Genomic DNA, 25,379 nt, shown 5'->3' with positions numbered 1-25,379 from the left:
CCGGAGGTCACCGGACCACCTCCAGGACGCCCATCATGCCCAGGTCCTCGTGGTTGAGGATGTGGCAGTGGTACACGGTCCGGCCCACGCCGTGGCGGAACGGCACCAGCAGTCGCACGGTCGACCCGGCGGGCACGTTCACCGTGTCGCGCCAGGCCCGGAAGGGCTCGGGCACGCCGTCGCGGTCGAGCACCTGGACCGGGTGGCTGTGCAGGTGGAACGGGTGGTCGGCGGAGTGGTCGTTGGCGATCTCCCAGATCTCCAGGGTGTCCGCCCTGGCCCGTGCGTCGACCCGGTCCATGTCGAAGACCCGCCCGTCGATGGTGAAGGCGCCGTCCGGGGCGGCGTCGAAGACCACGCGCCGGGTGCGGACCGCGTCGGCCGGGTCGAGCTCCTCGACCGGGGCCAGGCGCCCGGGCGGCGCCACCGGGGCGTGCCCCTCGGGGACGTCCAGGACGAGCAGGGTCTCCTCGTCGCCGGCCGCGCCCCCGCCGGGGCCGTGGACCGAGTACGGCAGGCGCACCAGGCCGATGGGGCCCGCCTCGGCGGTCTCCACCAGCACCTCGGCGCGCTCTCCCGGGGCCAGCAGGATCTCCTGGACCTCCCGGGGGCGCCCGATGAGCCCGGCGTCGGTGGCGATGAGGTGCAGGGGCGGTCGGCTCCGGTCCCGGCGCACGCACCCCAGCAGCAGGTGGTCGCCCGCGGTGGCGTTGAGCAGCCGCAGCCGGGTGATCCCGGAGCGGACGGTCGTCCCCGGCCGCCGTGCCCCGTTGACCAGGATGTCGCGTCCGGACACGGTGAACATCACCAGCCGGTCGTCGGCCTCGCGCAGCCCCGGCTCCTCGTCGGCGGGGCCCGCCACGACGACCGGCCCGGCCAGCCCGGCCAGCAGCTGGCGCTCCACGTCGCCGTGGGCGTGCGGGTGGTACCAGTAGGTGCCCGCGCAGCCCGGGACCACCGTGAACTCGTGGGAGGAGGACCCGCCCGGCGGCACGTGCTCCAGCGGCCGGTCGGCGTCGGGGGTCAGCGGCAGCCCGTGCAGGTGCAGGCTGCTGGGGGCGTCGGTGTCGTTGGTGAAGTCGACCCGCACCCGGTCGCCCTCGCGCAGGCGCAGCAGCGGTCCGGGGCTGGACCCGTTGTAGACGAGCCCGGGGCCGGAGGAGGCGGCGGCCAGCGCGGCGACCCGCAGGCCGTCGGTGTCGGTGGTCGCCAGCTCGGGAAGGCCGGGCAGCCCGGGGCGGTCGGCGGGCAGGTCCGGGCCGGTGAGGGCGCGGACCGCGGGGACGGCGGCCGCGGCGGCGACCGCCGCACCGGCCGCCGCCAGGAAGGCGCGCCGTCCCAGCGGCGAACGGTACGGGGCCTCAGTGGTCATGGCCGGCGCCCTCCGCCCCGGTACCGGTCTCCTCAGCGTGCCCGGCGGCACGGCCGTCGCCCACCACGGTGAGGCGGCCGACCATGCCGTCCTCCTCGTGGTCGCCCACGGAGCAGACGAAGGGGTAGGTGCCCGGCTCCAGGTCCACGACCACCGTGCGGGTCCGGCCTGCGGGAACGGTGACGTCGATGCCCAGGGACTCGACGGCGAAGCTGTGCGCGCCGTCGGTGTCGTTGGCGAAGCGGAACGCGACCGGCCTCCCCTCGGCGACGGTGAGCTGTCCGGGCTCGAACCTGAAGTCCACCATGGCGACGGTCGGCAGGGCGGCGACCTGCTCCGGTGTCAGTTCGCCGGTGTCGTCGAGCTGCGGGGAGACCAGTACCAGGCCCAGCCCCAGCACCGCGCCCAGGGGGAGGCCGACCACCGGGGCCCGCCCGCGGCCGGGCAGGCCGGGCACCGCGGCGATGAGGACGACGCCCGAGGCCAGGACGGTCGCCGCGGCCACCAGGAACGGCAGGACCTCGCCCGGTCGGACCAGGTCGTGGGACAGGTCGGCGGTGCGCATCGTCAGCAGGGCGACGACGGACAGGACCGCGGGGACCGCGGCCCAGCGGGCCGGACGCAGGTACCCGAAGGCGGCGATCAGCGGCAGGACCGCGACCGAGGCCGTGGCGGGGTTCGGGGCTCCGCCGGTCACGAGGGCGGAGAGCAGGGTGGTGGCCGCCAGGGTCGCCGTGGCGGCGAACGGGGCCACGGCGGGCCGCTGCGGCCGGTCGGTCGGGGTGGGGGCTTCACGGATCTCGGTCATGGTCGTGCCTTCCTGCGGCAGAGGGTTATTAGTGACTGGTCACTCACTTTTCGGGGCAGAAAAAACGCCCACCCTCAGGGTGGGCGCTCTCTCACCGCCCGGCGTGCCGCCCGTGGACGGTCATGCCGTTGACCAGGGTCAGCGCCCAGGGCTCGTCGACCCCGTCCAGGTCCAGGGCGGTGATCAGGTGGCACATCAGGCCCATGGCCATGAAGTACTGGACCTGGTCCCGGGTGCCCCCGGACAGCTCGTGCACCAGGGTCACCGCCGAGGCGTAGCCGCGCCGCATGCAGTCCCGGATCTCGGGGACGTCGGTCGCGCTCTGCGCGTGCACCTGGAGCATGAGCAGGTCGCGGTCGGCGATCAGGGCCGCGTAGGAGTCGCCCATCGCGGCCAGGATCTGGGGCGCGGGGGCGCCGGCCGACTTCTCCGCGCCCTCGCGCAGCGCCTGCTCGATGAGCCCGAAGCAGCGTTCCAGCGTGGCCGTGAACAGGCCGAGCTTGCTCCCGAACAGCCGGAAGACGTAGGCCTGCGAGATCCCGGCCGCGTCGGCGATCTCGGTCACCGGGGTGGCGTGGTACCCGCTCCGGGCGAACACGGGCACCGCCTGGCGCAGGATCGCGGCCCTGCGGGCCTCCGCCGTGGAACGGCTTGCATCGGTCGCACTCATGTAAGTGAGTACACACTCATAAGGCGTTCCTGTCAACCCCGGACGCGAACCGGCCGGCGTGCGGCCCCGGCCCGGGGACCGGGGCCGCACGCTCAGATGCGGATCGTCGTCGACCGCACGATCCCGAACACGGGATGCCGGTGCGCCTCCGCCTCGAAAGCCTCGGCCGGGGCGTCCGGCGGGGCGTCGAAGTACGGGGCCACCACCAGCGCGCGCGGGTGGTCCACGTACTCGCGCAGCACCGGGGCCGCCTCCGCGGCGTCCAGCTCGCGCACGCTGACCAGTTCGATCCAGCCGCCCTTGCGCAGCGTCGCGAACCCGTCCGCGCGGAGGTTGCGCACCCAGCCGACCTCCCCGTAGGGGGCGACCAGGAACCGGCCCTGGTCGTTGTCCACGAGGCTGATCGGGACGGTGCGCAGGAAGCCCGTCCTGCGCCCCCGCGTCGTGAGCAGGTACGTGTCGGGCGGGCACACCCCGTACTTGACGAGGCCGCCGAGCGTCGCGTTGAGCACCCGACGGGCCCGCGTCATCTCGAACCGCTTCGCCGGTTCGTCCACCATCTGACAACTCCCTCGATCGCTTGACCCCCATTGTGGTGGTTGCGGCCCGGGAACGCCGGGCCGGAGGTCACCGGAACGCGGAGATGCCGGTCACCGCCTGCCCGATGCTCAGCGCGTGGATCTCCTCCGTGCCCTCGTAGGTGGCCACCGTCTCCAGGTTCACCATGTGCCGCATCACCGGGTACTCCAGCGTGATCCCGTTGGCCCCGTGCACCGACCGGGCCGCGGCGGCCACCCTCTGGGCTGCCGCGACGTTGGCGAACTTGCCGAAGCTGACGTGGTTGTGGTGGGCCAGCCCCCGGTCCTTGAGCCGCCCGATCCGCAGGGCGGTGAGGTTGGCGTGGTTGACGTCCACGACCATGTCGGCGAGCTTGCGCTGGGTCAGCTGGAACCCGCCGATGGGCCGCCCGAACTGCTCGCGGGTGCCCGCGTACTCCAGCGCCGCCTCATAGCAGGCGCGGGCCGCGCCGGCCACACCCCACACGATCCCGTAGCGGGCCTCGTTCAGGCAGGACAGCGGCGACCCCAGCCCCCGCGAGCCCGGCAGGACCGCGTCGGCGGGCAGCCGGACCCCCTCCAGCACCAGCTCGGAGGTGATGGAGGCGCGCAGCGACAGCTTCCGGTGGATGACGTTGGCGGTGAACCCCGGGGTGCCGGCGGGGACCACGAACCCGCGGATGCCCTCGTCGGTGGCCGCCCACACCACGGCGACGTCGGCCACGGACCCGTTGGTGATCCACATCTTGGTGCCGTCCAGCACCCAGTCGGAGCCGTCCCGGCGGGCGCGGGTGCGCATGGAGCCCGGGTCGGACCCGGAGTCGGGCTCGGTGAGGCCGAAGCAGCCGATGGCCTCGCCCGCGGCCATGCGGGGCAGCCACTGCTCCTTCTGCTCCTCGGAGCCGTACTTGTGGATCGCGGCCATGGCCAGCGAGCCCTGCACGGACACGAAGCTGCGCAGCCCCGAGTCCACCGCCTCCAGCTCGCGGCAGGCCACGCCGTAGGCGACGGCGCTGGAGCCGCCGCAGCCGTACCCCTCCAGGTGCATGCCGAGCACGCCCAGGTCGCCGAACGCCCTGGCCAGCCCGCGCGGGTCGGGCAGGGTGCCGGCCTCGAACCACTCCGCCACGTTGGGCAGCAGTTCACGGGTGGCGAACGCCCGGACCGCGTCGCGCACGTCGCGCTCGGTGTCGTCCAGGTCGGCGTCCACGGCCAGGAAGTCGCGGGGGTCCGGGGCGGGTGCCTTGTGCTCGCTCATCGGTTTCCTTTCAGGTGCTGCTGGACGGCGCCGCGTTCGACCATCGCGTCGATCCGGTCGGCGGCCAGGCCCAGTTCGGTGAGGATCTCCCGGGAGTGCTGCCCCAGCAGGGGCGGCGGGGTCAGCGGGGGAGGCGTGTTCTCCAGCCGGAACCCGGCGCGGACCTGCTCCAGGAGACCGGCGGTGGGGTGTTCGACGGTGCGCAGCACGTCGTCGCCGCGGGCGTCGGCGGTGCGCAGCGCGTCCAGTACCCCGCGCACCCGGCCCACGGGCACGCCCGCCGCCAGGAGCCGCTCGGCCCAGTGGTCGGCGGACCGGGTGCGCAGGGTGGCGGTGATCTCCCCGACCAGCTCCCCGCGGTGCGCCACCCGGTCCGGGTTGGTGGCGTAGCGCGGGTCCCGGGCCAGGTCGGGGCGCTCCAGCGCCTCGCACATCCGCTGGTAGAGCGCGTCGTTCCCGGCGGCGATGACGAGGTCGGCGTCCGCGGTGGGGAACGCCTGGTAGGGCACGATCGTGGTGTGGGCGTTGCCGACCCGGGCGGGCTCGGCGCCGGTGACCAGCGCCTGCTGGGTGAGGTTGACCAGCCCGGACAGGGTGGAGTTGATCAGGGACGCGCTGATCTCCTCGCCCCGGCCGGTGGCGCGGGCCCGCATCAGCGCGCCCAGGATCCCCACGGCGGCGTTGAGCCCGGTGAGCACGTCGGTGAGGGCCACCCCGACCTTGCTGGCCGGGCCCTCGGCGGGGCCGGTGGTGCCCATCAGGCCGCTCTCCGCCTGCACCACGATGTCGAAGCCGGGGCGGCCCGCGGGTTCGTGCTCGGGGCCGAACCCGCTCACCGAGCAGTACACGACGGCCGGGTTGCGGGCGCTGACGGCGGCGTACCCCAGGCCGAGCCTGTCGACGACGCCGGGCCGGAAGTTCTGCACCACCACGTCGGCGCCCGCGCACAGCTCCTGCACGGCGGCCAGCCCGTCGGGGTCCTTCAGGTCCACGGCCAGGCTGCGCTTGTTGCGGTTCACCGACAGGAAGTAGGCGGCCTCGCCGCCGGCCCAGGGCGGGCCCCAGGCGCGGGTGTCGTCGCCCCGGCCGGGCTGCTCCACCTTGACCACCTCCGCTCCCATGTCCGCCAGGAGCATGGTGGCGTAGGGCCCGGCCAGGACCCGGGACAGGTCGGCGACGCGCACCCCGGTCAGGGGCAGGGGTTCGGACACGGCTTCACTCCTCGCCGCTCGGTGTCTGGTGGTCGTCCCTGAGCTGGTAGTAGCTCTCCAGGCAGCGGCGCAGCGCGGTGGTGAGGGCGGCGCCGGACTGGCCGGCGTAGCGGGTCTGCACCCGGTTCACCAGCTCGGCGATGTCCTCGGTGACCGACGAGCCCTCGACCAGGGCGCGGAAGAAGTCCCGTGCCAGGTCGGTGAGCAGTGTGGTGTCGGCGGCCACGATCCGGCCGTCGGCGGTGTCCACGGCCAGGACGACGCCCAGGCGCTGGTACTGGGAGTGGCTGGCCACGGAGTCGGGCAGGCGTGCGTAGCCGGAGATCAGAACGACCCGGGGGTTGCGGAAGACCTGCTGCATACGGTCGTGCACGTACGTCACCTCTTCGATCGCGGGCATGCGAGAACTCCAACGCTCTGGAGTCTCGCGCCTGGTAGGCGGCCGGGGGGAACCGGACACCCGCGACGTGAGGGCAGGCGGGGACAAGTATGGCCTCCCCGCTCCCCGGCTGTCGAGTGGGGGCGGCGAAAAGCGTGTCCCGGGCCACACGGGGCCCGGCCTGCCGTGCCCCGTTCCCCTGTGTTAACCTGCGTGCCAGGTCACGAGTACCAGCGCGAAGCCCCGGCTTGCTGGTCGGCAACCCTCCTTCCGCGGTGGGGTGCCCCGGGTGAGGACCAGGTCCCGACACGACCGTGTCGGAGCAAGCGCGGACCCCTGGCGCTGTCTGACCGGCACCCGTGGGTCCCACGACCCACGTGAGAGGTGTCCCATGACCGTCGTCACTCCCATCGGCTCCGCCCGTTCCGCCCGGCCCGACCTGGACCGGTGCACGATCGTCGCCGCCGAGGAGGGCGTCCCCCTGGTCACCGGCGGGCGCGTCGAGTACGCCAACCTGGACTACGCGGCCAGCGCCCCCTGCCTGACCCCGGTCGCCGAGGCCCTGTCGGCGGCCCTGCCCTACTACGCCAGCGTGCACCGCGGCGCCGGGCACCACTCCCAGGTCAGCACCGACGCCTACGAGCGGGCCCGCCGCTCGGTGGCCCGGTTCCTGGGGGTGCGCACCCGGCCGGCCGACGCGGTGGTCTTCGTGCGCGGCACCACCGACGCCCTCAACCTGCTGGCCCGCGCGGTGCCGCCGGGCTGCACGGTGGTGGTGTTCGAGTCCGAGCACCACGCGAGCCTGCTGCCCTGGGAGCACCCGGCCTCCCGTGCCGGGTCGGTCGTGCGACTGCCGCTGCCGGAGTCCCCGGACGCGGCGGTGGAGGCGGCCCGCGCCGCCCTGGCCGCCGCCCCCCGGGGCCCGCGCCTGCTCTGCGTCACCGCGGCCTCCAACGTCACCGGCGAGATCTGGCCGGTGGAGGAACTGGTGGCGGCCGCGCACGCCGAGGACGCCCGCGTGGTGGTGGACGCCGCCCAGTACGCCCCGCACCTGCCGTTCAGCCTGTCCGCCACCGGGGCCGACTACGTGGCCCTGTCCGCGCACAAGCTTTACGCGCCGTTCGGCTCGGGCGTGCTGGCCGGGCGCGCCGACTGGCTGGCCGAGGCGACGCCCTACCTGTCCGGCGGCGGCGCCACGCGACTGGTCACCGAGCACGACGTGGTGTGGAACGACCTGCCTGCCCGGCACGAGGCGGGCAGCCCCAACGTGCTGGGCGCGGTCGCCCTGGCCGCGGCCTGCGACACCCTCGTCCCGGGGGTGCAGGAGCTGCTGCACATCCGCGAGTCCGCGCTGGTGGAACGGCTGCGCTCGGGACTGGCCGAGGTCGGGGGCGTCCACGAGCTGTCCCTGTGGGGCGAGGACCACCCCCGGGTGGGGATCCTGTCGTTCGTCGTGGACGGCCTCCCCGCCGACCTGCTGGCGGCGGCGCTGTCGGCCGAGTACGGGATCGGGGTCCGCGACGGCCTGTTCTGCGCGCACCCGCTCACCCGCCACCTGCTGCCGCGGGGGCACGGCCAGGCGGTCCGGGCCAGCCTGGGCATCGGCACCACCACGGAGCACGTGGACCGGCTCGTCGGCGCGGTCGCCGACCTGGTCGCGCACGGCCCGCGCTGGGAGTACGCCGAGGCCGACGGGCGCCTGGCCCCGGTCCCCGACCCCCGCTGACCGTCACCCCGCCGGGCCCCCTGCGGCGGGGCGGCCCTCCCGGCCCGTCCCCCGGCCGGGAGACCCCCACGGGGGCGCCGCCCGTCGGCGGCGCCCCCGATGCGCGTTTCGGGACCTACGCCTCGAAAACCTTGAGGGCACAAGGCACGACAAACGACGAAATAGGGCACATAGCACACAGGGATGTGCGGGGAATCACTTTTCCAAGGGGTAGCATCAGGCCCTGATGGCATGGCGCGATGCCGCGGACCCGACCGGTCCTGCCGGCGGCGCACCCTGCCTCCCACGAGCGGACCGGCTGGGGGAGCGTGATCGTGACGGACGTCCGAGGCAACGAGGCGGGACCGCTCACGGGTGCCCACCGGGAACCGGTGCGCCGCCCCGGACGCCGCTCCCGCGTCGTCGGCCTGCCCGGCAGGACCCCGCGGCCGACCCCCGAGCCCGACGAGGCCGCCCGCCGCCACGCCGCCTTCCTCGACCGGGTCACGGCCTACCTGTGCACCGACGCCCGGATCGGCCAGTTCGTCGACTGGGGCTGCCCGGTGCCCGGCCTCGCGGACCTCGTCCGCTCCCACCGGCCCGGCGCCCGCCTGGTCCACGTCTCCCCGCCCGGGGTCGCCGGGACCCTCACCGCCTCCGACGGCTCCGTCGTCTCCGGCGACGGGGGCCCCTCCGCCGCCCTGCACCGCCTCGCCACCTCCGGGCTCGTCGACCTCGACGAGCCCGTCGCCGTTCTCATGACCCGGCCCTTCCCGGCCGACGCCCCGCCCGAGGGCATCGCCGACCTGCACGGCCTGCTGCGCGGCGGCGGCTACCTCGCCCTGTCCTCCACCGCCCCCCACCCCGCCCTGCTACGGGCCCTGGCACCCTTCCACCCCGTCGAACCCGGAGCCGCCGACCTCATGTGGTGGCCCTACCCCGACGAGGACGTGGCCGCGGCCGGAACCGGAGTCCTGGGCGCGCTCGGCCGCGCGCCCGCGCGAGGAGGGGGCGGGGGCCGATGGCGACGCTGAACTGGACCGGCGAGATCCTGGCCCAGCTGCAGTTCTACTGGGATTACTCGCTGTGGCCCCGGCTGGAGGGACTCACCGACGCCGAGTTCCACTGGGAGCCCGCCCCCGGCGCCTGGGGCGTGCGCCCGGGACCCGACGGGCGCTTCCGCCCCGACCGCACCACGCCCGAGCCCGACCCGCCGCCGGTCACCACCATCGCCTGGAGGCTGGGCCACATCGTCGTCGAGGTCCTGGAACTGCGCGACGACCGCCACTTCGGCCACGGCACCCGGCACGGCGTCGAATGGCCCGGCACCGCCGACACCGCCCGCGAACGCCTGCGCCTGGCCTACCTCTCCTGGTCCGACCACGTCCGCTCACTCGACGAGGAGGGCCTGGCCGCCCCCGTCGGCGGCGCCGAGTCCCCCGAATGGGCGGACTTCCCCATGGTCGCCCTGGTCCTGCACGTCCAGCGCGAGGTCATCCACCACAGCGCCGAGGTCTCCCTCCTGCGCGACCTCTACCGCGCCGCGCGCTGAGCCGTGTTCTTCGAACCTCCGCTCCGCTCCGGTCCGCGTTCGGCGCCCCCGGAAGTCGGCAGCCTTCGGCCCCACGGGAACATCCCCGTTCCCCGGACACCCCCTCGGGGCCTGCAGAACCCCGCCGGCGCCTCACACACCCGCGGAGCAGGACGGCATCCAAAAAACAGGCCCTAGATGACCTGGAGGGGGTCGACGCGGATCTGGGCCTGGTGCTCCTCGCGGCGGGCGCTGCGGGCAGCGGCGGCGACCTTGAGGGCGCGGGCCAGCGCGCCCACCCCCTCCCGCGGCACCCGCAGCAGCGCCCGCTCGGTGGTGTTCGTCCCGCCCGGCCCGGTCGGGCCCTCGCGGTCGGGGCCGACGGGCACCGGGCCCAGCAGCTCCACACCGTCGGGCAGCTCCACCTGGTCCAGCAGCTCGCGCACGTGCTCGGGGCCGCCGGTCACCGACGCCATCGACACCGCCGGGGGGAACCCCAGCTCGCGGCGGTCGGCCAGCTCGCGCTCGGCGAACCCCGCCGGGTCCCAGCGCACCAGCGACTGCACCACCGGCGACGACGCCTCGGCGCACACCACCACCGTGCCGCCCGGGCGCACCAGCGCCGCAGCGCCCAGCCAGCGCCGCAGCGCCTCCTCGGCCGCCCGGAGGTCCAGCCGGTTGAGCAGCGCCCAGCCGTCCAGCAGCACCGCCGCCGCGTACCCGCCCTCGGCCACCGGCTCGGCGCCGGGGGTGGCCACCACCAGCGAGGGCGACCCCGGCACCGCGGACAGCACCTCGTCGCGGCCGGAGGTGCGCACCACCACCGAGGGGAACGCCCGGCCCAGCTCCTCGGCGGTGCGCCGGTCGCCCACCACCACGGCGCGCATCCGGTTCGCCCCGCACTCGGGGCACGCCCACGCGCCCGCCACCCGGCCGCACCAGCCGCAGGAGGGCACGGCGTGCGAGCTGCGCACCGCCAGCGGCCCGTGGCAGGCGTCGCAGCGCGCCGGCTCGCGGCAGCCCGCGCAGGCCAGCGTCGCCAGGTAGCCGCGCCGCGGCACCTGGAACAGCACCGCGCCCTCCCGGGAGGCCTGCCGGGCCACGCGGAGCGCCAGCCCGGGCAGCCGCGCCGTGCGCGCCGCCCCGTCCCGCTCCAGCTCGCGGTCGTCACCGGCCACCCGCACCACCGGGGCGCGCCGCCGCAGCACCGCCCGGTCGGCCGTGATCTGCCCCGCCCACCCCGAGTCCACCAGCATCTGGGCGTCGGTGGTCCGGGTGTGCCCCCCGATGAGGGCCCCCGCCTCCGCCCGGTGGGCGCGCATCGACAGCACCGTGCGCGTGTGCGGGTAGGGCGCGTGCGGGTCGGCGTGCACGTCGTCGCCGTCGTCCCACAGCACCACCAGGCCCACGTCGCGCACCGGGGCGAACGCCGCGGCCCGGGTGCCGACCACCACCCGCACCCGGCCGCGCAGCACGGACAGCCACCGCCGGTAGCGCTTCTCCGGCCCCAGCCCGGCGGTCAGAGCCACGTGCCGGTCCGGGCCCAGCACCCCGGTCAGCGCCGCGTCCACCCGTTCGACGTCGCGACCGTCGGGCACCACGATCACGGTGCCCCGCCCGGCGGCCAGCGCCGTACCCGCCGCCACGGCGACCGCCTCGGGCCAGTCCGGGCCCGGCAGTGCGTTCCACACCGCCCGGGGCGCCCGGCCCGCGGCCAGCTCCGCCAGGAACGCCGGGCCGTCCGGGTAGTCCTGCCACGGCCCCGCACCCGGCGCGGAGAAGTCCTCCCCGGCGTCCCCGTCCGGATCCTCCTTCTCGGCCCGGGCGTGCCGGGGCGGCACCGCCAGCCGCAGCACGTCGCTCAGGGTGCCCGCGTACCGGTCCGCGACCGCGCGGGACAGCCCCAGGATCTCGGGGGTGAGCACCGGCTCGGAGGAGACCACCGAGTCCAGGTAGGCCAGCCGTCCGGCGAACTCCGACGCCTCCACCCGCTCGGCCAGGAACCCGGTCAGCTTCCGGTTGTTGAAGCGCACCCGCACCCGGCAGCCCGGCACCGCCGCCTCGTCCATGTCGGCGGGCACCCGGTAGTCGAAGTACCGGTCCAGGTGCGGCAGCGGGGTGTCCACCACCACGCGCGCGACCGGCAGCCGCTCGGCGGGCGTGCGCGGGGCCGGGCGGCCGGAGCGTTTCTTCTCCTGCTTCTTCTCCGCCGGGGGCGCGGCGGGAAGCTCGAAGAGGACCCCCTCGGGTCCGGTGGGCTGGGATGTCATCTGATCAGGGTGCGGAGATCCGTCCCCGGAACGGGGAGGAAGCACCCTTGCTCCTCTCGTTCGTGTTTCGACGAGTTTCTTTCCTGGTCTTCCTCACGAGGGTGTATCGGTCTCACCAACGTACGAACCATGGCCGGGAGAGCTGTGAAGCGGGCCTTCAAGTATCGCTTCCATCCCACGGGTGTGCAGGCGGCGCTGCTGTCGCGCACCTTGGGGTGTTGTGTGCGCCTGGTCCACGACCTCGCATCGGACTCCCGGTCGGAGGCATGGCGCGCCGAGGGGCGCCGGGTGTCCCACAACGACACGTCGGCGATGCTCACCGCCTGGAAGAAGACCGAGGAGTACGCGTTCCTGGCCGAGGTGTCGTCGGTGCCGTTGCAGCAGGCACCGCGTCACCTCCAGCCGGGATTCGCGAACTTCTTCGCCAAGCGTGCGCGGTATCCGCGGTTCGAATCGCGCAAGCGGTCGCGGGCGTCGGCGGAGTACACCGCCAGCGCCTTCCGCTACCGCGACGGGCGGTTGTTCCCGGCCGAGATGGCCGAGCCCTTGGACACCGTGTGGTCGCGGCCGCTGCCCGAGGGAGCGGTGCCCTCGACGGTGACCGTGAGCAGGGATGCGGCGGGAAGGTGGTTCGTGTCCCTGCTGTGCGAGGACACCGTCGAGTCCGTTCCCGCACCCCGCCCCGTGGTGGGGGTGGACGCGGGACCGACCTCCCCGGTGCCCCTGTCCACCGGGGAGAGGATCGACGACCCCCACCACGAGCACCGCGACCGGAAGCGGTCGGCCAAGGCACAGCGGGAGCTCGCCCGTAAGCAGAAGGGGTCGGCGAACCGGGCCGGGGCCCGACGCGAAGCGGGGCGCGTCCATGCGCGGACCGTCGACCGGCGCCGGGACTTCCTGCGCAAGCTCACCACTCGGCTCGCCCGCGGGAACCAAGCGGCCGTGATCGAGGACCTCATCGTCCGCGACATGGCCGAGAACCGATACCCGGCCCGCGCCATTTCCGACGCGGCGTGGCGGGAGCCGCGGTCCATGCTGGAGTACAAGTGCGCCCGGTACGGGCGGGACCTGGTCGTCGTGGACCGGTTCTTCCCCTCCTCGCGCACCTGCGCGGACCGCGACCGGGTCACCGAACCCCTGTCGCTTCACGTCCGCACCTGGACGTGCGTGTGCGGGGCCGTGCACGACCGCGATGTGGACGCGGCCAGGACCTCGGAAGCCGCCGGGCCGGCGGTGCTCGCCTGCGGAGATGACGTAAGACCTCAACGGGAGCTTCTTCCTGCGGGGCGGTCGTCGACGAAACAGGAACCCCGGCGGGCGACCGCCGGACCCCCCTGCCTTCGCAGGCGAGGGAGGAAGTCAACCCCTCTGGTGTACCAGAACCCGGCGACACCGGCCGTGGGACGCCCTGGCGGGCTGGTACAACTGGGAGCCGCGGCGGTGGGCCGCGGACCGCGCACAGCCAGGGGGGACCCGCTTGAAACTCGTCTTCGCCGGAACACCGCAGGTGGCGGTTCCGTCCCTACAGGCACTGATCGGCTCCGACCACGAGGTCGCCGCCGTCGTCACCCGCCCCGACGCCCGCTCCGGGCGCGGGCGCAGGGTGGCCCCCAGCCCGGTCGCCGAACTCGCCGAGGAGGCGGGCATCGAGGTCCTCAAGCCCCTCAAGGCGGGCGACCCGGACTTCCTGGCCCGCCTGGCCGAGATCGCCCCCGACTGCTGCCCGGTGGTGGCCTACGGCGCCCTGCTGCCCCAGTCCGCCCTGGACATCCCCCGCCACGGCTGGGTCAACCTGCACTTCTCCCTGCTGCCCGCCTGGCGGGGCGCCGCCCCCGTCCAGCACGCCGTCCTGCACGGCGACGACGTCACCGGGGCCTCCACCTTCCGGATCGTCAAGGAACTGGACGCCGGTCCCGTCTACGGCACCCTCACCGAGGCCGTCCGCCCCACCGACACCAGCGGCGGGCTGCTGGACCGGCTGTCCGTGGCGGGGGCCGGGCTGCTGGTCCGCACGATCGACGGCATCGCCTCGGGGGAGCTGTCCCCGGTCCCGCAGCCCGACGCCGAGGTCTCCTACGCCTCCAAGCTGGAGCCCGCCGACGCCGAGGTCGACTTCACCGCCCCGGCCCAGCGCGTCGACCGGCTGGTGCGCGCCTGCACGCCCGCCCCCGGCGCCTGGACGACCTTCCGAGGCACCCGCCTGAAGCTCGGCCCGGTCGCCCCCGTCACCGACGCCGACACCCCCGCCCTGGACCCGGGCCGCCTGTACGCCGACAAGAAGCGGGTCCTGGCCGGCACCGCCACCCACCCGGTACTGCTGGGCGAGGTGCAGCCCCAGGGCAAGCGCGCCATGAACGCCGTGGACTGGGCCCGTGGCGTGCGTCCCACCGGAGATGACCGCCTGGGCGACTGAGCTGCCGTAGGCTCGACCGGGTGGGGGCCGGCCCCCACCCGGTCACGTCCTTCAGGTCCAGGAGCAGCACACGTTGAGCGAGCAGTCCCGATCCCCGTACCGCCGTCCCCGCCGCGGGCCCCACTCCGGCGGGGCACGGTCCGGCGGGGCCCAGGGCGGTGCCGCCAAGCCGGGCGCGCCCCGCGACCCGGCCCGCCGGGTCGCCTACGACGTCCTGCGCGCGGTCGACCAGCGCGACGCCTACGCCAACCTGCTGCTCCCCGCCCTGCTCAACGAGCGCGGCATCTCCGGCCGCGACGCGGCCCTGGCCACCGAGCTGACCTACGGCACCCTGCGCCGCCAGGGCACCTACGACGCGATCATGGAGACGTGCGTGGACCGCACGCTGGCCTCCGTGGACGCCGAGGTGCTGCCGCTGCTGCGGCTGGGCGCCCACCAGCTGCTGTCCACCAAGATCCCGCCGCACGCCGCGGTCAGCGCCACCGTGGACCTGGCCCGCCGGGTGGTGGGGCAGCACCGGGCCCGGTTCGCCAACGCGATCCTGCGCAAGGTGTCCGCCCGCGACCTGGACGAGTGGATCGGGGTCATCGCCCCGGACCGCTCCGTCGACCCCAGCGGGTACCTGTCGGTGGTGTACAGCCACCCGCGCTGGATCGTCAAGGAGCTGGCCCGCGCCCTGGGGGAGCGGGCCAGGACCGGCCTGGAGGAGACCGAGCGCCTGCTCATTGCCCACAACGAGCGCCCCAAGGTGACCCTGGTGGCCAAGCCGGGCCGCGCCACCGTCGCCGACCTGGTCGCGGCCGGGGCCGAGCCCACCCCGTACTCGCCGTTCGGCGCGCGGCTGCCCGAGGGCGACCCGGCGGCGATCCGCGAGGTCCGCCAGGGCCGCGCCGCCGTCCAGGACGAGGCCAGCCAGCTGGTGGCGCTCGCCCTGACCCGGGTCGACGTCCCGGGCCGCGACGGACTGTGGCTGGACATGTGCGCGGGCCCCGGCGGCAAGGCGGGGCTGCTCGCCTCCCTGGCCGGGCGGGGCGAGGCGCGCCTGGTGGCCTCGGAGGTCCAGCCCGCCCGGGCCGGACTGGTGGCCGGCGCGGTGCGCCGCGCCCCGCGCGACGCCGGGCGGGCGATCGCCGCCGACGGCACCCGGCCCGCCTGGCGTCCCGGAACGTTCGACCGGGTCCTGGTGGACGTGCCCTGCACCGGGCTGGGAGCGCTGCGCCGCCGCCCCGAGTCGCGCTGGCGGCGCACCGCGGACTCGGCGGCCGAGCTCGCCCCGCTCCAGCACGACCTGCTGCTGAACGCGGTGGAGTCGGTGCGTCCGGGCGGCGTGGTCGCGTACGTGACGTGCTCGCCGCACCTGGACGAGACCGACGGCGTCGTGCGCCGGGTGCTGGCCGAGCGCGACGACCTCTCCCTGCTGCGCGCCGCGGACCTGCTGGACGAGGTGCCCGGCCTGGCCGCGGGGGAGGAGGGCCGGTACGTGCAGTTCTGGCCGCACCGGCACGGCACCGACGCCATGTTCCTGGCCCTGCTGCGCCGCGGCTGACCCGCGGGCGCGGCGCTCCGTTCGGGAGCGCCGCGCGGGCATCTCCGGCAGAACCGGACAAACCATGATCTACACCGTCAAGGTCGTGCCCTTTCGAGGAACCACCAGCTCCGGCGGGGTGCCCGGCACCGCCGCCGCGGCCCCCTGGCTACACTGCCAGGCGTGGCAATCCAGATCTCACCCAGCATCCTCAGCGCCGACTTCGCGCGCCTGGCCGACGAGGCCGCCGCCGTCCCCAACGCCGACTGGCTGCACGTCGACGTGATGGACGGGCACTTCGTCCCCAACCTCACGCTCGGCCTGCCCATCGTCGAGTCCCTGCTCAAGGCGACCGACACCCCCCTGGACTGCCACCTCATGATCGAGGACCCCGACCGCTGGGCGCCCGCCTACGCCGAGGCCGGGGCGGGCAGCGTCACCATCCACGCCAAGGCCGCGAGCGCCCCCGTGCGCACCCTGCGCGAGATCCGCCGCCTGGGCGCCCGCGCCGGGCTGGCCCTCAATCCCGCCGAGCCGGTCGAGCCCTACGCCGACCTCGTGGGCGAGATGGACATGCTCCTGCTCATGACCGTCGAGCCCGGCTTCGGCGGCCAGAAGTTCCTCGACCTGGTCCTGCCCAAGATCCGCCGGGCCCGTGAGATCCTCGACGGCCGCGAGGCCTCCGTCTGGCTCCAGGTCGACGGCGGTGTCAGCGACGAGACCATCGAACGCGCCGCCGAGGCCGGGGCCGACGTCTTCGTCGCCGGGTCCGCCGTCTACGGCGCCCAGGACCCCGCCAAGGCGATCGACTCCCTGCGCGCCCAGGCCGTCGAGGCCGCCGCCCGGGGATAACGATCCCGGTGCGGCCGGGGCCCCGACTGGCCACCGCCCCGCCGCACCCCCTAGGCTGGCGCACCGTAGTCGTCGATTCAGCTTGGTCGCGGCTCCGTCTTCCCCCCGCGCCGGCGGTCTGGGGGAGCGGCGCGGCGTGAGCACGTAGCCAAGCGCGGACACCTGGGGTGCGCGCTGTGATCATGGACGTGCTGTGGGACGCGGAGACCGCGCCCATCGAGTGGCTCCAGGGCCTGGCCGACTGGCCGGTCCTGCCGTTGACCGCCGTCACCGGCCTCGGTGCCCAGGCGGTCGTCATCCCCCTGCTGGCCCTGGTCTTCTGGTGCGTCAGTCCCGGCCTGGGCGGTCGGCTGCTGGTCCTGGCCATCTCCTCGTCGGTGGTCAACCACCTGCTCAAGCTCTTCGTCCACGGGTCGCGCCCCTCCTGGTACAGCGCGCAGATCGCCCAGCACACGAGCGAGTCGAGCTTCGGCATGCCCTCGGGGCACGCCCAGGGCGCCACGGTGGTCCTGGGGTACACGGGGATCAGGTCCGGCCGTCGCGGGCCGCTGTGGGCCGCGCTCGCGCTGGCCGCCCTCATCTGCTTCTCCCGCGTCCACCTGGGCGCGCACTTCATCAGCGACGTCGTCGTCGGCGTCCTGCTGGGGGCGCTGATCCTGTGGGCGTTCCTGCGCTGGGAGGACCGCGTCCTGGCCTGGTGGCGCGGGCTGCCGACGGCGCGCTGGGCGTCCCTCGCGGTCGCGGCGGCGCTGGTGCCCTGCGCCCTGGCCACCCTGTGGCGCTACACCGCCCGCGGTGACTGGACCGTCCCCGACGAGTGGATCGGGGCCGTCCCGCCCGACCCGGCCGGGTACACCCTCTCCGGTGTCTACTCCACGTCGGGCGCGCTGCTGGCCGTCCTCGTCGGGCTCACGCTGCTGGACCGCCGCGGCTGGTACTCGGCCCGGGGGCGGATCGGCGCGCGCGCCGCCCGGTTCGTCCTGGGCCTGTCCGTGGTCCTGTGCATCGAGGCCCTCTCCCGGCTGCTGTCCGGGCCGCTCACCGGGATGGCCGACGCCGTCGCCTCCTTCGCCGCCTCCGGCGCGATCCTGTTCTGGATCACCTTCGGCGCGCCGGAGCTGTTCGTGCGCAGCGGGCTGGCGGAGCGCCCCGGCACGCCCCCCGGCCAGGGAGGACACGCGCGGGAGCGGCTGGACGACCTGCCCGGGGCATGATCCCCATCACACGAACTATGCGCTGTCGCTACTGCGGCGTTAAGATCGTTGGCGTCTCAGACATCAGTTGAGAATGCGTGCTCCGGGGTCGGTGAAAGTCCGAACCGGCGGTGACAGTCCGCGACCCGGCCGAGTCCATCGGCCGGCTGAACCGGTGGAATTCCGGTACCGACGGTTAAAGTCCGGATGGGAGGCAGCACGCGTCGGGACGGTCTGTGCGCCGTGGTGCCCCGTGCCCGCGGCCCTTCGCCGACCCGCCGTGGACGCATGTTCCGCACACGCCCCGGAGCCTTACCCGGCGAAGGAAGGCAAGGGCGTGTTCACAGGAATCGTGGAAGAGCTCGGCGAGGTCGTCTCCCTCACCCCCGCGGGTCCCGCGGGCGAGGCCGTACTGCTCACCGTGCGCGGCCCCCTGGTCTCCTCCGACGCCGGCCACGGCGACTCCATCTCCGTCAACGGCGTGTGCCTGACCGTCGTCGACCGCGGCGAGGGCACCTTCACCGCCGACGTCATGAAGGAGTCCCTGGACCGCTCCTCCCTGGGCTCCCTGGCCCCCGGCTCCCCGGTCAACCTCGAGCGCGCCGCCCGCGTCGACTCGCGCCTGGGCGGGCACATCGTGCAGGGCCACGTGGACGGCACCGCCCGCCTGCTCTCCCGGAATCCGGGCGACAACTGGGACGTTCTACGGTTCGACCTGCCCGCCGGGCTGTCCCGGTACGTGGTCGAGAAGGGTTCGATCACGGTCGACGGCACCAGCCTGACCGTGTCGGCCGTCAGCGACCCGGGCGCCGCCGAGGAGTTCTTCGAGGTCAGCCTCATCCCGGAGACCCTGCGCGCCACCACCCTGGGCTCCCTGGCCGTCGGCGCCACCGTGAACATCGAGGTCGACGTCGTCGCCAAGTACGTCGAGCGCATCACCGCCGTGGCGGCGGTCCGGGACCGCGCCTGATCCCTTCCGGGGCGGACCCGTGCGGCCGCCACCGATCCCACACCACCCACCGACACCTGGAGCGGGAATGACCGTCACCGACACCACCCCGGCCGCGACCGACGCCGAGCGGCCCGTGGTCCTCGACCCGATCGAGGACGCCATCGCCGATTTCGCCGCCGGACGCGCCATCGTGGTGGTGGACGACGAGGACCGTGAGAACGAGGGCGACATCATCTTCGCGGCGGAACTCGCCACCCCCGAGCTGCTGGCGTTCATGATCCGCCACACCTCCGGCGTGGTCTGCGTGCCCATGGAGGGCCCGGACCTGGACCGGCTCGACCTGCCGCTGATGACGGCGCGCAACGAGGAGAGCCTGCGCACCGCCTACACCGTCACGGTGGACGCCCGCGAGGGCGTCAGCACCGGCATCTCCGCCGCCGACCGGGCCCACACGATCCGCCTGCTGGCCGCGGAGGGCAGCCGCCCCACCGACTTCGTGCGCCCCGGCCACATCCTGCCGCTGCGCGCCCGCCCGGGCGGCGTACTGGCCCGGCGCGGCCACACCGAGGCGTCGGTGGACTTCGCCCGGCTGGCCGGGCTGCGCCCCGCCGGGGTGCTGGCCGAGGTGGTCGACGACGACGGCACCATGGCCCGGCTGCCGCGGCTGCGCGAGTTCGCCGACGAGCACCGCCTGAAGCTGGTGTCGGTGGAGCAGCTGGCCGCCCACCGGCTGGCGCTGGGCGAGTCCCTCACCGAGGACGAGGCGCACCCGCCGCTGGTGACCCGCCTGGTGGAGACCCGCATGCCCAACCGGCACGGCGAGTGGCGCGCGATCGGGTTCAAGGGGGCGACCGACGGCGCCGAGCACGTGGCCCTGGTCATGGGCGACCTGGGCGAGGGCACGGACGTGCTGGTGCGGCTGCACTCGGAGTGCCTGACCGGCGACGCGTTCGGGTCGCACCGCTGCGACTGCGGCCCCCAGCTGGACGCGGCCATGGCCGACATCGCCCGCGAGGGCCGCGGGGTGCTCGTCTACCTGGGCGGCCACGAGGGCCGCGGTATCGGGCTGCTGCACAAGCTGCGCGCCTACGCCCTCCAGGACGAGGGTGTCGACACCGTCGACGCCAACCTGCGGCTGGGGCTGCCGGCCGACGCCCGTGAGTTCGGCGCGGGGGCGCAGATCCTCATCGACCTGGGGGTCTCCTCGGTGCGGCTGCTGTCCAACAACCCGGACAAGGCCCGGGGCCTGGAGCGGCACGGGGTGCGGGTCAAGGAGCGGGTGCTCATGCCCGCGTTCCTCACCCCCGACAACGCCGCCTACCTGCGGACCAAGCGAGACCGGATGGGGCACGACCTGTCCGTCGCCACCGACTGATCGAGCACGAGACGACTGGGAGACAAGAAGCGATGAGCGGTGAAGGACGCCCGCAGGGGCAGCGGATCGACGCCTCCGGCATGTCGGTGGGCATCGTGGTGACCCGGTGGAACGCGCCGATCGTGGAGCCGATGCTGGCCAACGCGCTGGCGGTGGTGAAGGAGGCGGGCGCCGCGGAGCCGGTGGTGGTCCGGGTGGCCGGGGCGGTCGAGCTCCCGGTGGTGGCCCAGGAGCTGGCCCGCCGCCATGACGCGGTGATCGCTCTGGGCGCGGTCATCCGCGGCGGTACCCCGCACTTCGAGTACGTGTGCCAGTCGGTGACGCAGGGGCTCACCGACGTGGCGCTGCGCCAGTCCACCCCCGTGGGCAACGGTGTGCTGACCTGTGACACCCTGGAACAGGCGCGGGACCGTGCCGGGCTGCCGGGCAGCATGGAGGACAAGGGCGCCGAGGCGGCCCTGGCCGCCCTGGAGGCGGCGGCGGTCCTGCGCGGACTGCGGAGCTGACGCGGGCCGCCGGGCGGCCGTCGGGGGAATGGGAGTACGGGTGCGGGCGAGGGAACAGACCGTGGACGAGGCGTCGCAGCGGCCGGAGCCGCCCCGGGTCTGGCGGCCCCGGGCGGTGCGCGCGGTCGCGTACGGGCTGGGGCTGCTGATCGTGGCCACGATGGCGGTACTGGCGTTGATCCTGCCGGGCGACTGGCGGGTCATGGACCGGGTCCTGCTCGTGGGCATGGGCCTGGTGATCGCCGCGACCCTGCACCTGCTGGCCCGGCCCCGGCTGGTGGCCGGGCCGGACGGCGTGACGGTGGTCAACAGCATCCGCACGCACGTGCTGTCGTGGGCGGAGATCGTGGACGTGCGGATGCCCGAGGGCGAGCCGTGGCCGTCGGTGGACCTGTCCGACGGGACGACGCTGGCGGTGATGGGGATCCAGAGCGCTGACGGCGACCGGTCCCGGGTCGCGCTGGAGGAGTTCCGGGAGCTGCTGCGCCGTCGCGGCGAGGCCTCCGAGCCGGACCGGGACTGAGGTCCGCGTCCGCTTTCTGCCCTTCGGGTGCTTTTGTGTGAACGTCCAACGGGGGCCCGCGTTTCTTGACGGAACGTGGGCTCCCGTCGTGCTGTGCGGAGCGCGTAGTTTGGTGGTGAGGGCCACACAGGTGGAGGGCGACGGGGGGCGGGGTGCCGCGTGCGTGATATCCGAGAGGCCGTGGCGGAGCTGTACGCCTCGGGGGAGGCGTTCGCCGTCGCGACGGTGATCGACACCTTCAGGAGCGCGCCGCGGCCCGCCGGGGCGGCGATGGCGGTGAGCGCCTCGGGCGAGGTCTTCGGGAGCCTGTCGGGCGGCTGCGTCGAGGGCGCGGTCTACGAGGAGGCGATGGAGGCGATCCGCACCGGGGTGCCGTTGCGCCGGACCTACGGGGTCGCCGACGAGGAGGCCTTCGGTGTGGGCCTGACCTGCGGCGGTACCCTGCACGTGTTCGTGGAGCCGGTGGACCGCGAGCGGTACCCCTCGCTGGGCTCGGTGCTGGGGGCGATCGAGGAGCACCAGCCGGTGGCGGTGGCCACGGTGGTGTCGGACCCCTCCGGCGGGGGCCGGACGGGGCGGCGCCGCATCGTGTGGCCGGGGCACGCCGAGGGCGACGCGGGCGGAGCCCGGCTGACCGACGCCCTGGACGACGACGTGCGCGGCATGCTGGCGCAGGGCAGCACGGGCCTGCTGCGCTACGGCGCGGACGGACAGCGGCGCGGTGACGAGCTGGAGGTGTTCGTTCAGTCGTTCGCCCCGCCGCCGCGGATGCTGGTGTTCGGCGCCATCGACTTCGCGGCCGCCGTCGCCCGGATGGGCGCGTTCCTGGGCTACCGGGTGACGGTGTGCGACGCCCGCCCGGTGTTCGCCACCGCCAAGCGCTTCCCCGCCGCCGAGGAGGTGGTGGTCAAGTGGCCGCACGTGTACCTGGACGAGGTGGCCGACCTCATCGACGAGCGCACGGCGGTCTGCGTGCTCACCCACGACCCCAAGTTCGACGTGCCGGTGCTGACGGCGGCGCTGCGCACCCGGGCCGGGTACATCGGCGCGATGGGGTCGCGGCGCACCCACGAGGACCGGATGGCGCGGCTGCGCGAGGCGGGCGTCACGGAGGAGCAGCTGGCACGTCTGCACTCGCCGATCGGCCTGGACCTGGGGGCGCGCACCCCGGAGGAGACGGCGGTGTCGATCGCCGCGGAGCTGGTGCGGAGCCGGTGGGGCGGCAGCGGACGGGCGCTGAGCGAGACCTCGGGCCGGATCCATCGGGACGTCCCCGCGGAGCCCTTTGTTCCGGCCGGATTCGGTCACGTCGACAGGTGAACCGAAACCCGGGGGCCGGGAAATCCGCAGGTCATGACGGCGTGGCGCGCCGGTCCCGGGCAGAGCGGGGAACGGGGTTCCCCGGGTGGCCGGTGCGCGGTGCCCGCGCGTGGCATCATCGCCCCATGGGAAGCCGTGACGGGGAACGCGGCCGGGTGGCGGGCATGCTGCTGGCGGCCGGGTCGGGGAGCAGGCTGGGACGGCCCAAGGCGCTGGTCGAGCTCGGCGGTGAGCGCCTGGTCGACCGGGGGGTGCGCACACTGCGCGCCGGCGGCTGCGAACCGGTCGTGGTGGTGCTGGGCGCGGCGGACACGGCGGTCCCGGGCGCGTGGACGGTGCTCAATCCGGACTGGTCCTCGGGGATGGGATCGTCGGTGCGGTCCGGGATCGACGCCCTGCCCGACGGGGTCGACGCGGTCCTGATCTCGCTGGCCGACCAGCCGCTGGTCACCCCCGAGGCGGTGGCCCGCCTGGTCGCGGCGCACGCCGAGGGCGCCCGCGCGGCGGTGGCCACCTACCGGGGCAACCAGCGCAACCCGGTGCTCATCGGCCGCGAGCACTGGTCCACGGTGCACGCCATGGCCGTGGACGACGTGGGGGCGCGCCCGTTCCTGCGCGCCTACTCCCACGTGGTCACCCCCGTGGCCTGTGACGACGTCGCCAGCCCCGAGGACATCGACACCGAAGAGGACCTGCTGCGCCTGCGCGACCTCATCGGCCGCTGAGGCCGCGCGGGGCGTCAGGCGCGGGCCGGGGAGGCGGTGATGCCGAACACGTGCCGGGTGGTCGCCCCGGGTTCCAGGACGAGGAGGCCGGTGCCGGTGTTGAACGCGTCCGCCGGGCAGGTCATCGGCTCGACCGCGAGGTGGGCGCGGCGGTCGGCGCCGGCGAGGGTGTCGGAGCTGAACAGCTGGAGGTACCCGAAGCTCTCGTCGCACCACACCGACACCCGGCGGTGGGGCCCGTCGACGTGGGTCCAGGCGCGGCCGTCGGTGTCGCGCCCGCCGATGGTGAACGCGGTGTCGAGCACGGTGCCGCCCGGCCCCCGGCCGGGCGGGCGGAAGTCCAGGTCGGTGCCGTCCACCGCGACGGGGTCCCCGGCGGGCAGCAGCCGGTCGTCGACCGGCAGGCGGTCCTCCACGGGGGCGCTCAGGGTGAGCGCGCCGCGCGCGGCCAGGTCCCGCAGGGGTTCGCCCAGGTCGAGGTAGGGGTGGAAGCCCAGCCCGAACGGGGCGGGGGCGTCGCCGGTGTTGCGGACAACGGTGGTGACGGTGAGGCCGTCATCGCCGAGCCGGTAGGTGAGGTCCAGCGCCAGCGGGAAGGGGTACCCGGCGGACGCGGGCAGGTCCAGGTGCAGCTCCACGGTGTCCTCGGTGGTCCGCACCGGGATCCAGGCCCTGTCGTGGACCAGGCCGTGGATGGCCGAGCCGGTGGCCGGGTCGTTGGTGTCGAGCCGGTGTTCGGTGCCGCCGAACCGGTAGCGGCCGTCGCCGATCCGGTTGGGCCAGGGGGCGAGCACCTGCCCCTGGAACGCGGTGGGCGCGCCGGTGTAGGGCCACACCAGGTCCTCCCCCCGCCATGTGAGCGCCTGGAGCGCGGCTCCCCCGGCCGCGATGCGCGCCCCGAAGTCCCCCGAGCGCAGTTCGATGCTCTCTCCCACGTGCGGCCCTTCCCTCGTACCCGGTTCCCCACCACGGTCCGGTCCTTTGCCGAACCGGGAGATCTTAGCCCACCGGCCCCGCCCGCACGGTGCGGACGGGGCCGGTGGGAGGGGTTCCCGGACCGTTCAGGCGGTGCGCAGGAGGCGGACGGCGACGGCGGAGACCCACAGCATCGCGGTGATCGCCCCGGCGGCCAGGGTCAGCGAGCCGAGGGCGCCGCCGGTCATCGCCCAGCCGTCGCCCAGGAGCAGAGCGGTGCCGGCGGCCGCGGAGAGCACGGCGCGGGTGCGGTCGCCGGTGCGGGCGAAGCGGCGGGCCAGGACGTAGCAGGCGGCGATCAGGGCGGCGAAGGAGAGCGAACCGGCGGCCATGTGCGCGAAGGACGTCCATCCCAGCGCGGCGGGCACGCCCTCGGGGGTGCCGACGGGGAATCCGTCGGCCGGTTCCATGACGAACACGCCGGCCGCGACCATTCCCGCGCCGTAGGCCGCGACGAGCCGGGGCACCCAGACGCCGCCGGGGGAGCCGGCCATGGCGCGGCGCAGCCCGACCGCCCCCGCGAGGGCCAGCAGGCCGGCGACGGCGAAGTTCGCGATCTGGAGCCAGCCGAGGTCGCCGTTGCCCAGGGCGCTCAGCGGGTGGCGGGTGAGGTCGAACCCCTCCCGGCCGACGGCCTGGGCCAGGGAGACGGCGCTCCACAGCGGTCCGGCGACGGCGGCGCAGAGGAGCAGGGAACGGGTGTCCGGCCGTGCGCCGGTCGGGCGGGTGGTGCCGGTGGGGCTCGGGGCGGCGGTCATGATCGGCGTCCTTCCGGTGCGGTGGCGTTCTCACCCCCACGTCGAACCGCCGATGTGACAGGGAACGGCGGCGTTCCCTGTCACATCGCCCGAACGATGTGGAAGTGTCGACAGCCGACACGCAAGAGATCACGAGATGAGGAGCACCCCCGTGCGATTCCTGATGATGAGCCGTCCCTCGGAGAACGCCCGCACCGACGAGGGCCTGTACGTGGAGATGGCGGCGTTCGTGGAGGAACTGACCGCCGCCGGGGTCCTGGTGGCCACCGGGGGTCTGGAGCCCGGCGGGGTCCGGATGGTCTCCGAGGGGGACGAGATCACCGTCACCGACGGTCCCTTCACCGAGAGCAAGGAGGCCGTGGCCGGGTTCGCGCTGGTCGACGTCGCCACCAGGGAGGAGGCGCTGGAGCTGGCCCGCCGGTTCCGCCGGATCGTCGGCGACGGGGAGAGCGTCATCCAGCAGGTCTTCTCCTGACCGCGCCGCACGGTTCCGCCCCGGGT

The 25,379-nt window shown here is 74.7% G+C and carries 24 protein-coding genes, 1 pseudogene and 2 riboswitches; of the genes and pseudogenes, 15 read left to right on the top strand and 10 right to left on the bottom strand.

Going from position 1 to position 25,379, the window contains the following annotated elements; genetic code table 11:
* Positions 1-7: 7 nt before the first annotated feature.
* The 7 genes from ACSUPR_RS07760 to ACSUPR_RS07730 all read right to left on the bottom strand — a co-directional run bounded on the left by ACSUPR_RS07760 (position 8) and on the right by ACSUPR_RS07730 (position 6,237).
* Complete coding sequence (locus ACSUPR_RS07760) at positions 8-1,372, bottom strand: multicopper oxidase family protein (protein ID WP_436890453.1); 1,365 nt, start codon at positions 1,370-1,372, stop codon at positions 8-10.
* Positions 1,362-2,180, bottom strand: a complete 819-nt coding sequence (locus ACSUPR_RS07755; RefSeq protein WP_436890452.1) for a cupredoxin domain-containing protein — start codon at positions 2,178-2,180, stop codon at positions 1,362-1,364. Before ACSUPR_RS07755 ends, ACSUPR_RS07760 begins: the two co-directional genes overlap by 11 nt.
* 91 nt (positions 2,181-2,271) lie before the next feature.
* Positions 2,272-2,850 carry a TetR/AcrR family transcriptional regulator gene (locus ACSUPR_RS07750; RefSeq protein WP_436890451.1) on the bottom strand — a complete coding sequence of 193 codons (579 nt, stop codon included), beginning with the start codon at positions 2,848-2,850 and terminating at the stop codon, positions 2,272-2,274.
* Between the two features lie 92 nt (positions 2,851-2,942).
* The gene (locus ACSUPR_RS07745; protein WP_436890450.1) at positions 2,943-3,410 is read right to left on the bottom strand and encodes a nitroreductase/quinone reductase family protein; all 468 of its coding nucleotides are present in this window, start codon (positions 3,408-3,410) and stop codon (positions 2,943-2,945) included.
* Between the two features lie 67 nt (positions 3,411-3,477).
* A complete protein-coding gene (locus ACSUPR_RS07740) occupies positions 3,478-4,665 on the bottom strand; it encodes an acyl-CoA dehydrogenase family protein (protein ID WP_436890448.1) in 1,188 nt (395 codons plus the stop codon).
* Positions 4,662-5,876 carry a CaiB/BaiF CoA transferase family protein gene (locus tag ACSUPR_RS07735; RefSeq protein WP_436890447.1) on the bottom strand — a complete coding sequence of 405 codons (1,215 nt, stop codon included), beginning with the start codon at positions 5,874-5,876 and terminating at the stop codon, positions 4,662-4,664. Before ACSUPR_RS07735 ends, ACSUPR_RS07740 begins: the two co-directional genes overlap by 4 nt.
* A gap of 4 nt (positions 5,877-5,880) precedes the next feature.
* Positions 5,881-6,237 carry a DUF3870 domain-containing protein gene (locus ACSUPR_RS07730; RefSeq protein WP_436891912.1) on the bottom strand — a complete coding sequence of 119 codons (357 nt, stop codon included), beginning with the start codon at positions 6,235-6,237 and terminating at the stop codon, positions 5,881-5,883.
* Between the two features lie 237 nt (positions 6,238-6,474).
* Positions 6,475-6,590, top strand: a riboswitch (SAM riboswitch).
* Positions 6,591-6,646: 56 nt separating this feature from the next.
* On the opposite strand from ACSUPR_RS07730, the gene ACSUPR_RS07725 reads away from it, so the two are divergent.
* The 3 genes from ACSUPR_RS07725 to ACSUPR_RS07715 all read left to right on the top strand — a co-directional run bounded on the left by ACSUPR_RS07725 (position 6,647) and on the right by ACSUPR_RS07715 (position 9,512).
* Positions 6,647-7,981 carry an aminotransferase class V-fold PLP-dependent enzyme gene (locus tag ACSUPR_RS07725; RefSeq protein ID WP_436890445.1) on the top strand — a complete coding sequence of 445 codons (1,335 nt, stop codon included), beginning with the start codon at positions 6,647-6,649 and terminating at the stop codon, positions 7,979-7,981.
* 314 nt (positions 7,982-8,295) lie between these two features.
* The gene (locus ACSUPR_RS07720) at positions 8,296-8,994 is read left to right on the top strand and encodes an SAM-dependent methyltransferase (RefSeq protein ID WP_436890444.1); all 699 of its coding nucleotides are present in this window, start codon (positions 8,296-8,298) and stop codon (positions 8,992-8,994) included.
* The gene (locus ACSUPR_RS07715) at positions 8,982-9,512 is read left to right on the top strand and encodes a DinB family protein (protein ID WP_436890443.1); all 531 of its coding nucleotides are present in this window, start codon (positions 8,982-8,984) and stop codon (positions 9,510-9,512) included. The genes ACSUPR_RS07720 and ACSUPR_RS07715 overlap by 13 nt, the downstream gene beginning before the upstream one ends.
* 173 nt (positions 9,513-9,685) lie before the next feature.
* Here ACSUPR_RS07715 and ACSUPR_RS07710 read toward each other — a convergent pair whose 3' ends face one another.
* Entirely contained in the window at positions 9,686-11,761 is a 2,076-nt protein-coding gene (locus ACSUPR_RS07710) for a primosomal protein N' (RefSeq protein ID WP_436890442.1), read from the bottom strand.
* Positions 11,762-11,890: 129 nt separating this feature from the next.
* Between ACSUPR_RS07710 and ACSUPR_RS07705 the strand changes: the two are divergent.
* The 11 genes and pseudogenes from ACSUPR_RS07705 to ACSUPR_RS07655 all read left to right on the top strand — a co-directional run.
* Positions 11,891-13,084, top strand: a pseudogene (locus tag ACSUPR_RS07705) (RNA-guided endonuclease InsQ/TnpB family protein); the annotation flags it as partial.
* Positions 13,085-13,238: 154 nt separating this feature from the next.
* Positions 13,239-14,174 (top strand): methionyl-tRNA formyltransferase, encoded by a 936-nt coding sequence (fmt, locus tag ACSUPR_RS07700; RefSeq protein WP_436890441.1) that lies wholly within the window; start codon positions 13,239-13,241, stop codon positions 14,172-14,174.
* Between the two features lie 73 nt (positions 14,175-14,247).
* Positions 14,248-15,720, top strand: a complete 1,473-nt coding sequence (locus ACSUPR_RS07695; RefSeq protein ID WP_436890440.1) for an RsmB/NOP family class I SAM-dependent RNA methyltransferase — start codon at positions 14,248-14,250, stop codon at positions 15,718-15,720.
* Between the two features lie 162 nt (positions 15,721-15,882).
* Complete coding sequence (rpe, locus tag ACSUPR_RS07690; RefSeq protein ID WP_220562533.1) at positions 15,883-16,551, top strand: ribulose-phosphate 3-epimerase; 669 nt, start codon at positions 15,883-15,885, stop codon at positions 16,549-16,551.
* Positions 16,552-16,718: 167 nt separating this feature from the next.
* Positions 16,719-17,765, top strand: a complete 1,047-nt coding sequence (locus ACSUPR_RS07685; protein WP_436890439.1) for a phosphatase PAP2 family protein — start codon at positions 16,719-16,721, stop codon at positions 17,763-17,765.
* Positions 17,766-17,838: 73 nt separating this feature from the next.
* Positions 17,839-17,969: riboswitch (FMN riboswitch) on the top strand.
* A 112-nt stretch (positions 17,970-18,081) separates the two neighbouring features.
* Positions 18,082-18,714: a riboflavin synthase gene (locus ACSUPR_RS07680; RefSeq protein ID WP_436890438.1), complete on the top strand. Its 633-nt coding sequence runs from the start codon at positions 18,082-18,084 to the stop codon at positions 18,712-18,714.
* A gap of 67 nt (positions 18,715-18,781) precedes the next feature.
* Positions 18,782-20,071: a bifunctional 3,4-dihydroxy-2-butanone-4-phosphate synthase/GTP cyclohydrolase II gene (locus ACSUPR_RS07675; protein ID WP_436890437.1), complete on the top strand. Its 1,290-nt coding sequence runs from the start codon at positions 18,782-18,784 to the stop codon at positions 20,069-20,071.
* 32 nt (positions 20,072-20,103) lie between these two features.
* Positions 20,104-20,577 (top strand): 6,7-dimethyl-8-ribityllumazine synthase, encoded by a 474-nt coding sequence (gene ribH / locus ACSUPR_RS07670; protein ID WP_436890436.1) that lies wholly within the window; start codon positions 20,104-20,106, stop codon positions 20,575-20,577.
* 61 nt (positions 20,578-20,638) lie between these two features.
* Positions 20,639-21,100: a PH domain-containing protein gene (locus tag ACSUPR_RS07665; RefSeq protein WP_436890435.1), complete on the top strand. Its 462-nt coding sequence runs from the start codon at positions 20,639-20,641 to the stop codon at positions 21,098-21,100.
* Positions 21,101-21,259: 159 nt separating this feature from the next.
* Positions 21,260-22,420, top strand: coding sequence for an XdhC family protein (locus ACSUPR_RS07660; protein ID WP_436890434.1), 1,161 nt, complete (start codon positions 21,260-21,262; stop codon positions 22,418-22,420).
* Between the two features lie 155 nt (positions 22,421-22,575).
* Positions 22,576-23,145 (top strand): nucleotidyltransferase family protein, encoded by a 570-nt coding sequence (locus ACSUPR_RS07655; protein ID WP_436891911.1) that lies wholly within the window; start codon positions 22,576-22,578, stop codon positions 23,143-23,145.
* A gap of 14 nt (positions 23,146-23,159) precedes the next feature.
* Here the strand turns inward: ACSUPR_RS07655 and ACSUPR_RS07650 are convergent, their stop codons facing one another.
* Positions 23,160-24,080 (bottom strand): aldose 1-epimerase family protein, encoded by a 921-nt coding sequence (locus ACSUPR_RS07650; protein ID WP_436890432.1) that lies wholly within the window; start codon positions 24,078-24,080, stop codon positions 23,160-23,162.
* 126 nt (positions 24,081-24,206) lie between these two features.
* Positions 24,207-24,878, bottom strand: coding sequence for a DUF998 domain-containing protein (locus ACSUPR_RS07645; RefSeq protein ID WP_436890430.1), 672 nt, complete (start codon positions 24,876-24,878; stop codon positions 24,207-24,209).
* A gap of 151 nt (positions 24,879-25,029) precedes the next feature.
* Between ACSUPR_RS07645 and ACSUPR_RS07640 the strand changes: the two genes are divergently transcribed.
* The gene (locus tag ACSUPR_RS07640) at positions 25,030-25,353 is read left to right on the top strand and encodes a YciI family protein (RefSeq protein ID WP_436890429.1); all 324 of its coding nucleotides are present in this window, start codon (positions 25,030-25,032) and stop codon (positions 25,351-25,353) included.
* Positions 25,354-25,379: the final 26 nt, after the last annotated feature.

It is taken from the genome of Nocardiopsis dassonvillei, from assembly GCF_964273065.1.
Taxonomy (GTDB): Bacteria; Actinomycetota; Actinomycetes; order Streptosporangiales; family Streptosporangiaceae; genus Nocardiopsis; species Nocardiopsis dassonvillei_B.
Note: the sequence above shows the minus strand (reverse complement) of the source record. Positions and strands in the feature narration are given on the sequence as shown.

Excerpts from the sequence above, each read along its gene's own strand:
- ACSUPR_RS07715 (WP_436890443.1), top strand. The coding sequence starts at position 8,982 with ATGGCGACGCTGAACTGGACCGGCGAGATCCTGGCCCAGCTGCAGTTC.
- ACSUPR_RS07750 (WP_436890451.1), bottom strand. The coding sequence starts at position 2,850 with ATGAGTGCGACCGATGCAAGCCGTTCCACGGCGGAGGCCCGCAGGGCC.
- ribH (WP_436890436.1), top strand. The coding sequence starts at position 20,104 with ATGAGCGGTGAAGGACGCCCGCAGGGGCAGCGGATCGACGCCTCCGGC.
- ACSUPR_RS07730 (WP_436891912.1), bottom strand. The coding sequence starts at position 6,237 with ATGCAGCAGGTCTTCCGCAACCCCCGGGTCGTTCTGATCTCCGGCTAC.
- ACSUPR_RS07740 (WP_436890448.1), bottom strand. The coding sequence starts at position 4,665 with ATGAGCGAGCACAAGGCACCCGCCCCGGACCCCCGCGACTTCCTGGCC.
- ACSUPR_RS07745 (WP_436890450.1), bottom strand. The coding sequence starts at position 3,410 with ATGGTGGACGAACCGGCGAAGCGGTTCGAGATGACGCGGGCCCGTCGG.
- ACSUPR_RS07760 (WP_436890453.1), bottom strand. The coding sequence starts at position 1,372 with ATGACCACTGAGGCCCCGTACCGTTCGCCGCTGGGACGGCGCGCCTTC.
- ACSUPR_RS07675 (WP_436890437.1), top strand. The coding sequence starts at position 18,782 with ATGACCGTCACCGACACCACCCCGGCCGCGACCGACGCCGAGCGGCCC.
- ACSUPR_RS07645 (WP_436890430.1), bottom strand. The coding sequence starts at position 24,878 with ATGACCGCCGCCCCGAGCCCCACCGGCACCACCCGCCCGACCGGCGCA.
- ACSUPR_RS07755 (WP_436890452.1), bottom strand. The coding sequence starts at position 2,180 with ATGACCGAGATCCGTGAAGCCCCCACCCCGACCGACCGGCCGCAGCGG.
- ACSUPR_RS07710 (WP_436890442.1), bottom strand. The coding sequence starts at position 11,761 with ATGACATCCCAGCCCACCGGACCCGAGGGGGTCCTCTTCGAGCTTCCC.
- ACSUPR_RS07725 (WP_436890445.1), top strand. The coding sequence starts at position 6,647 with ATGACCGTCGTCACTCCCATCGGCTCCGCCCGTTCCGCCCGGCCCGAC.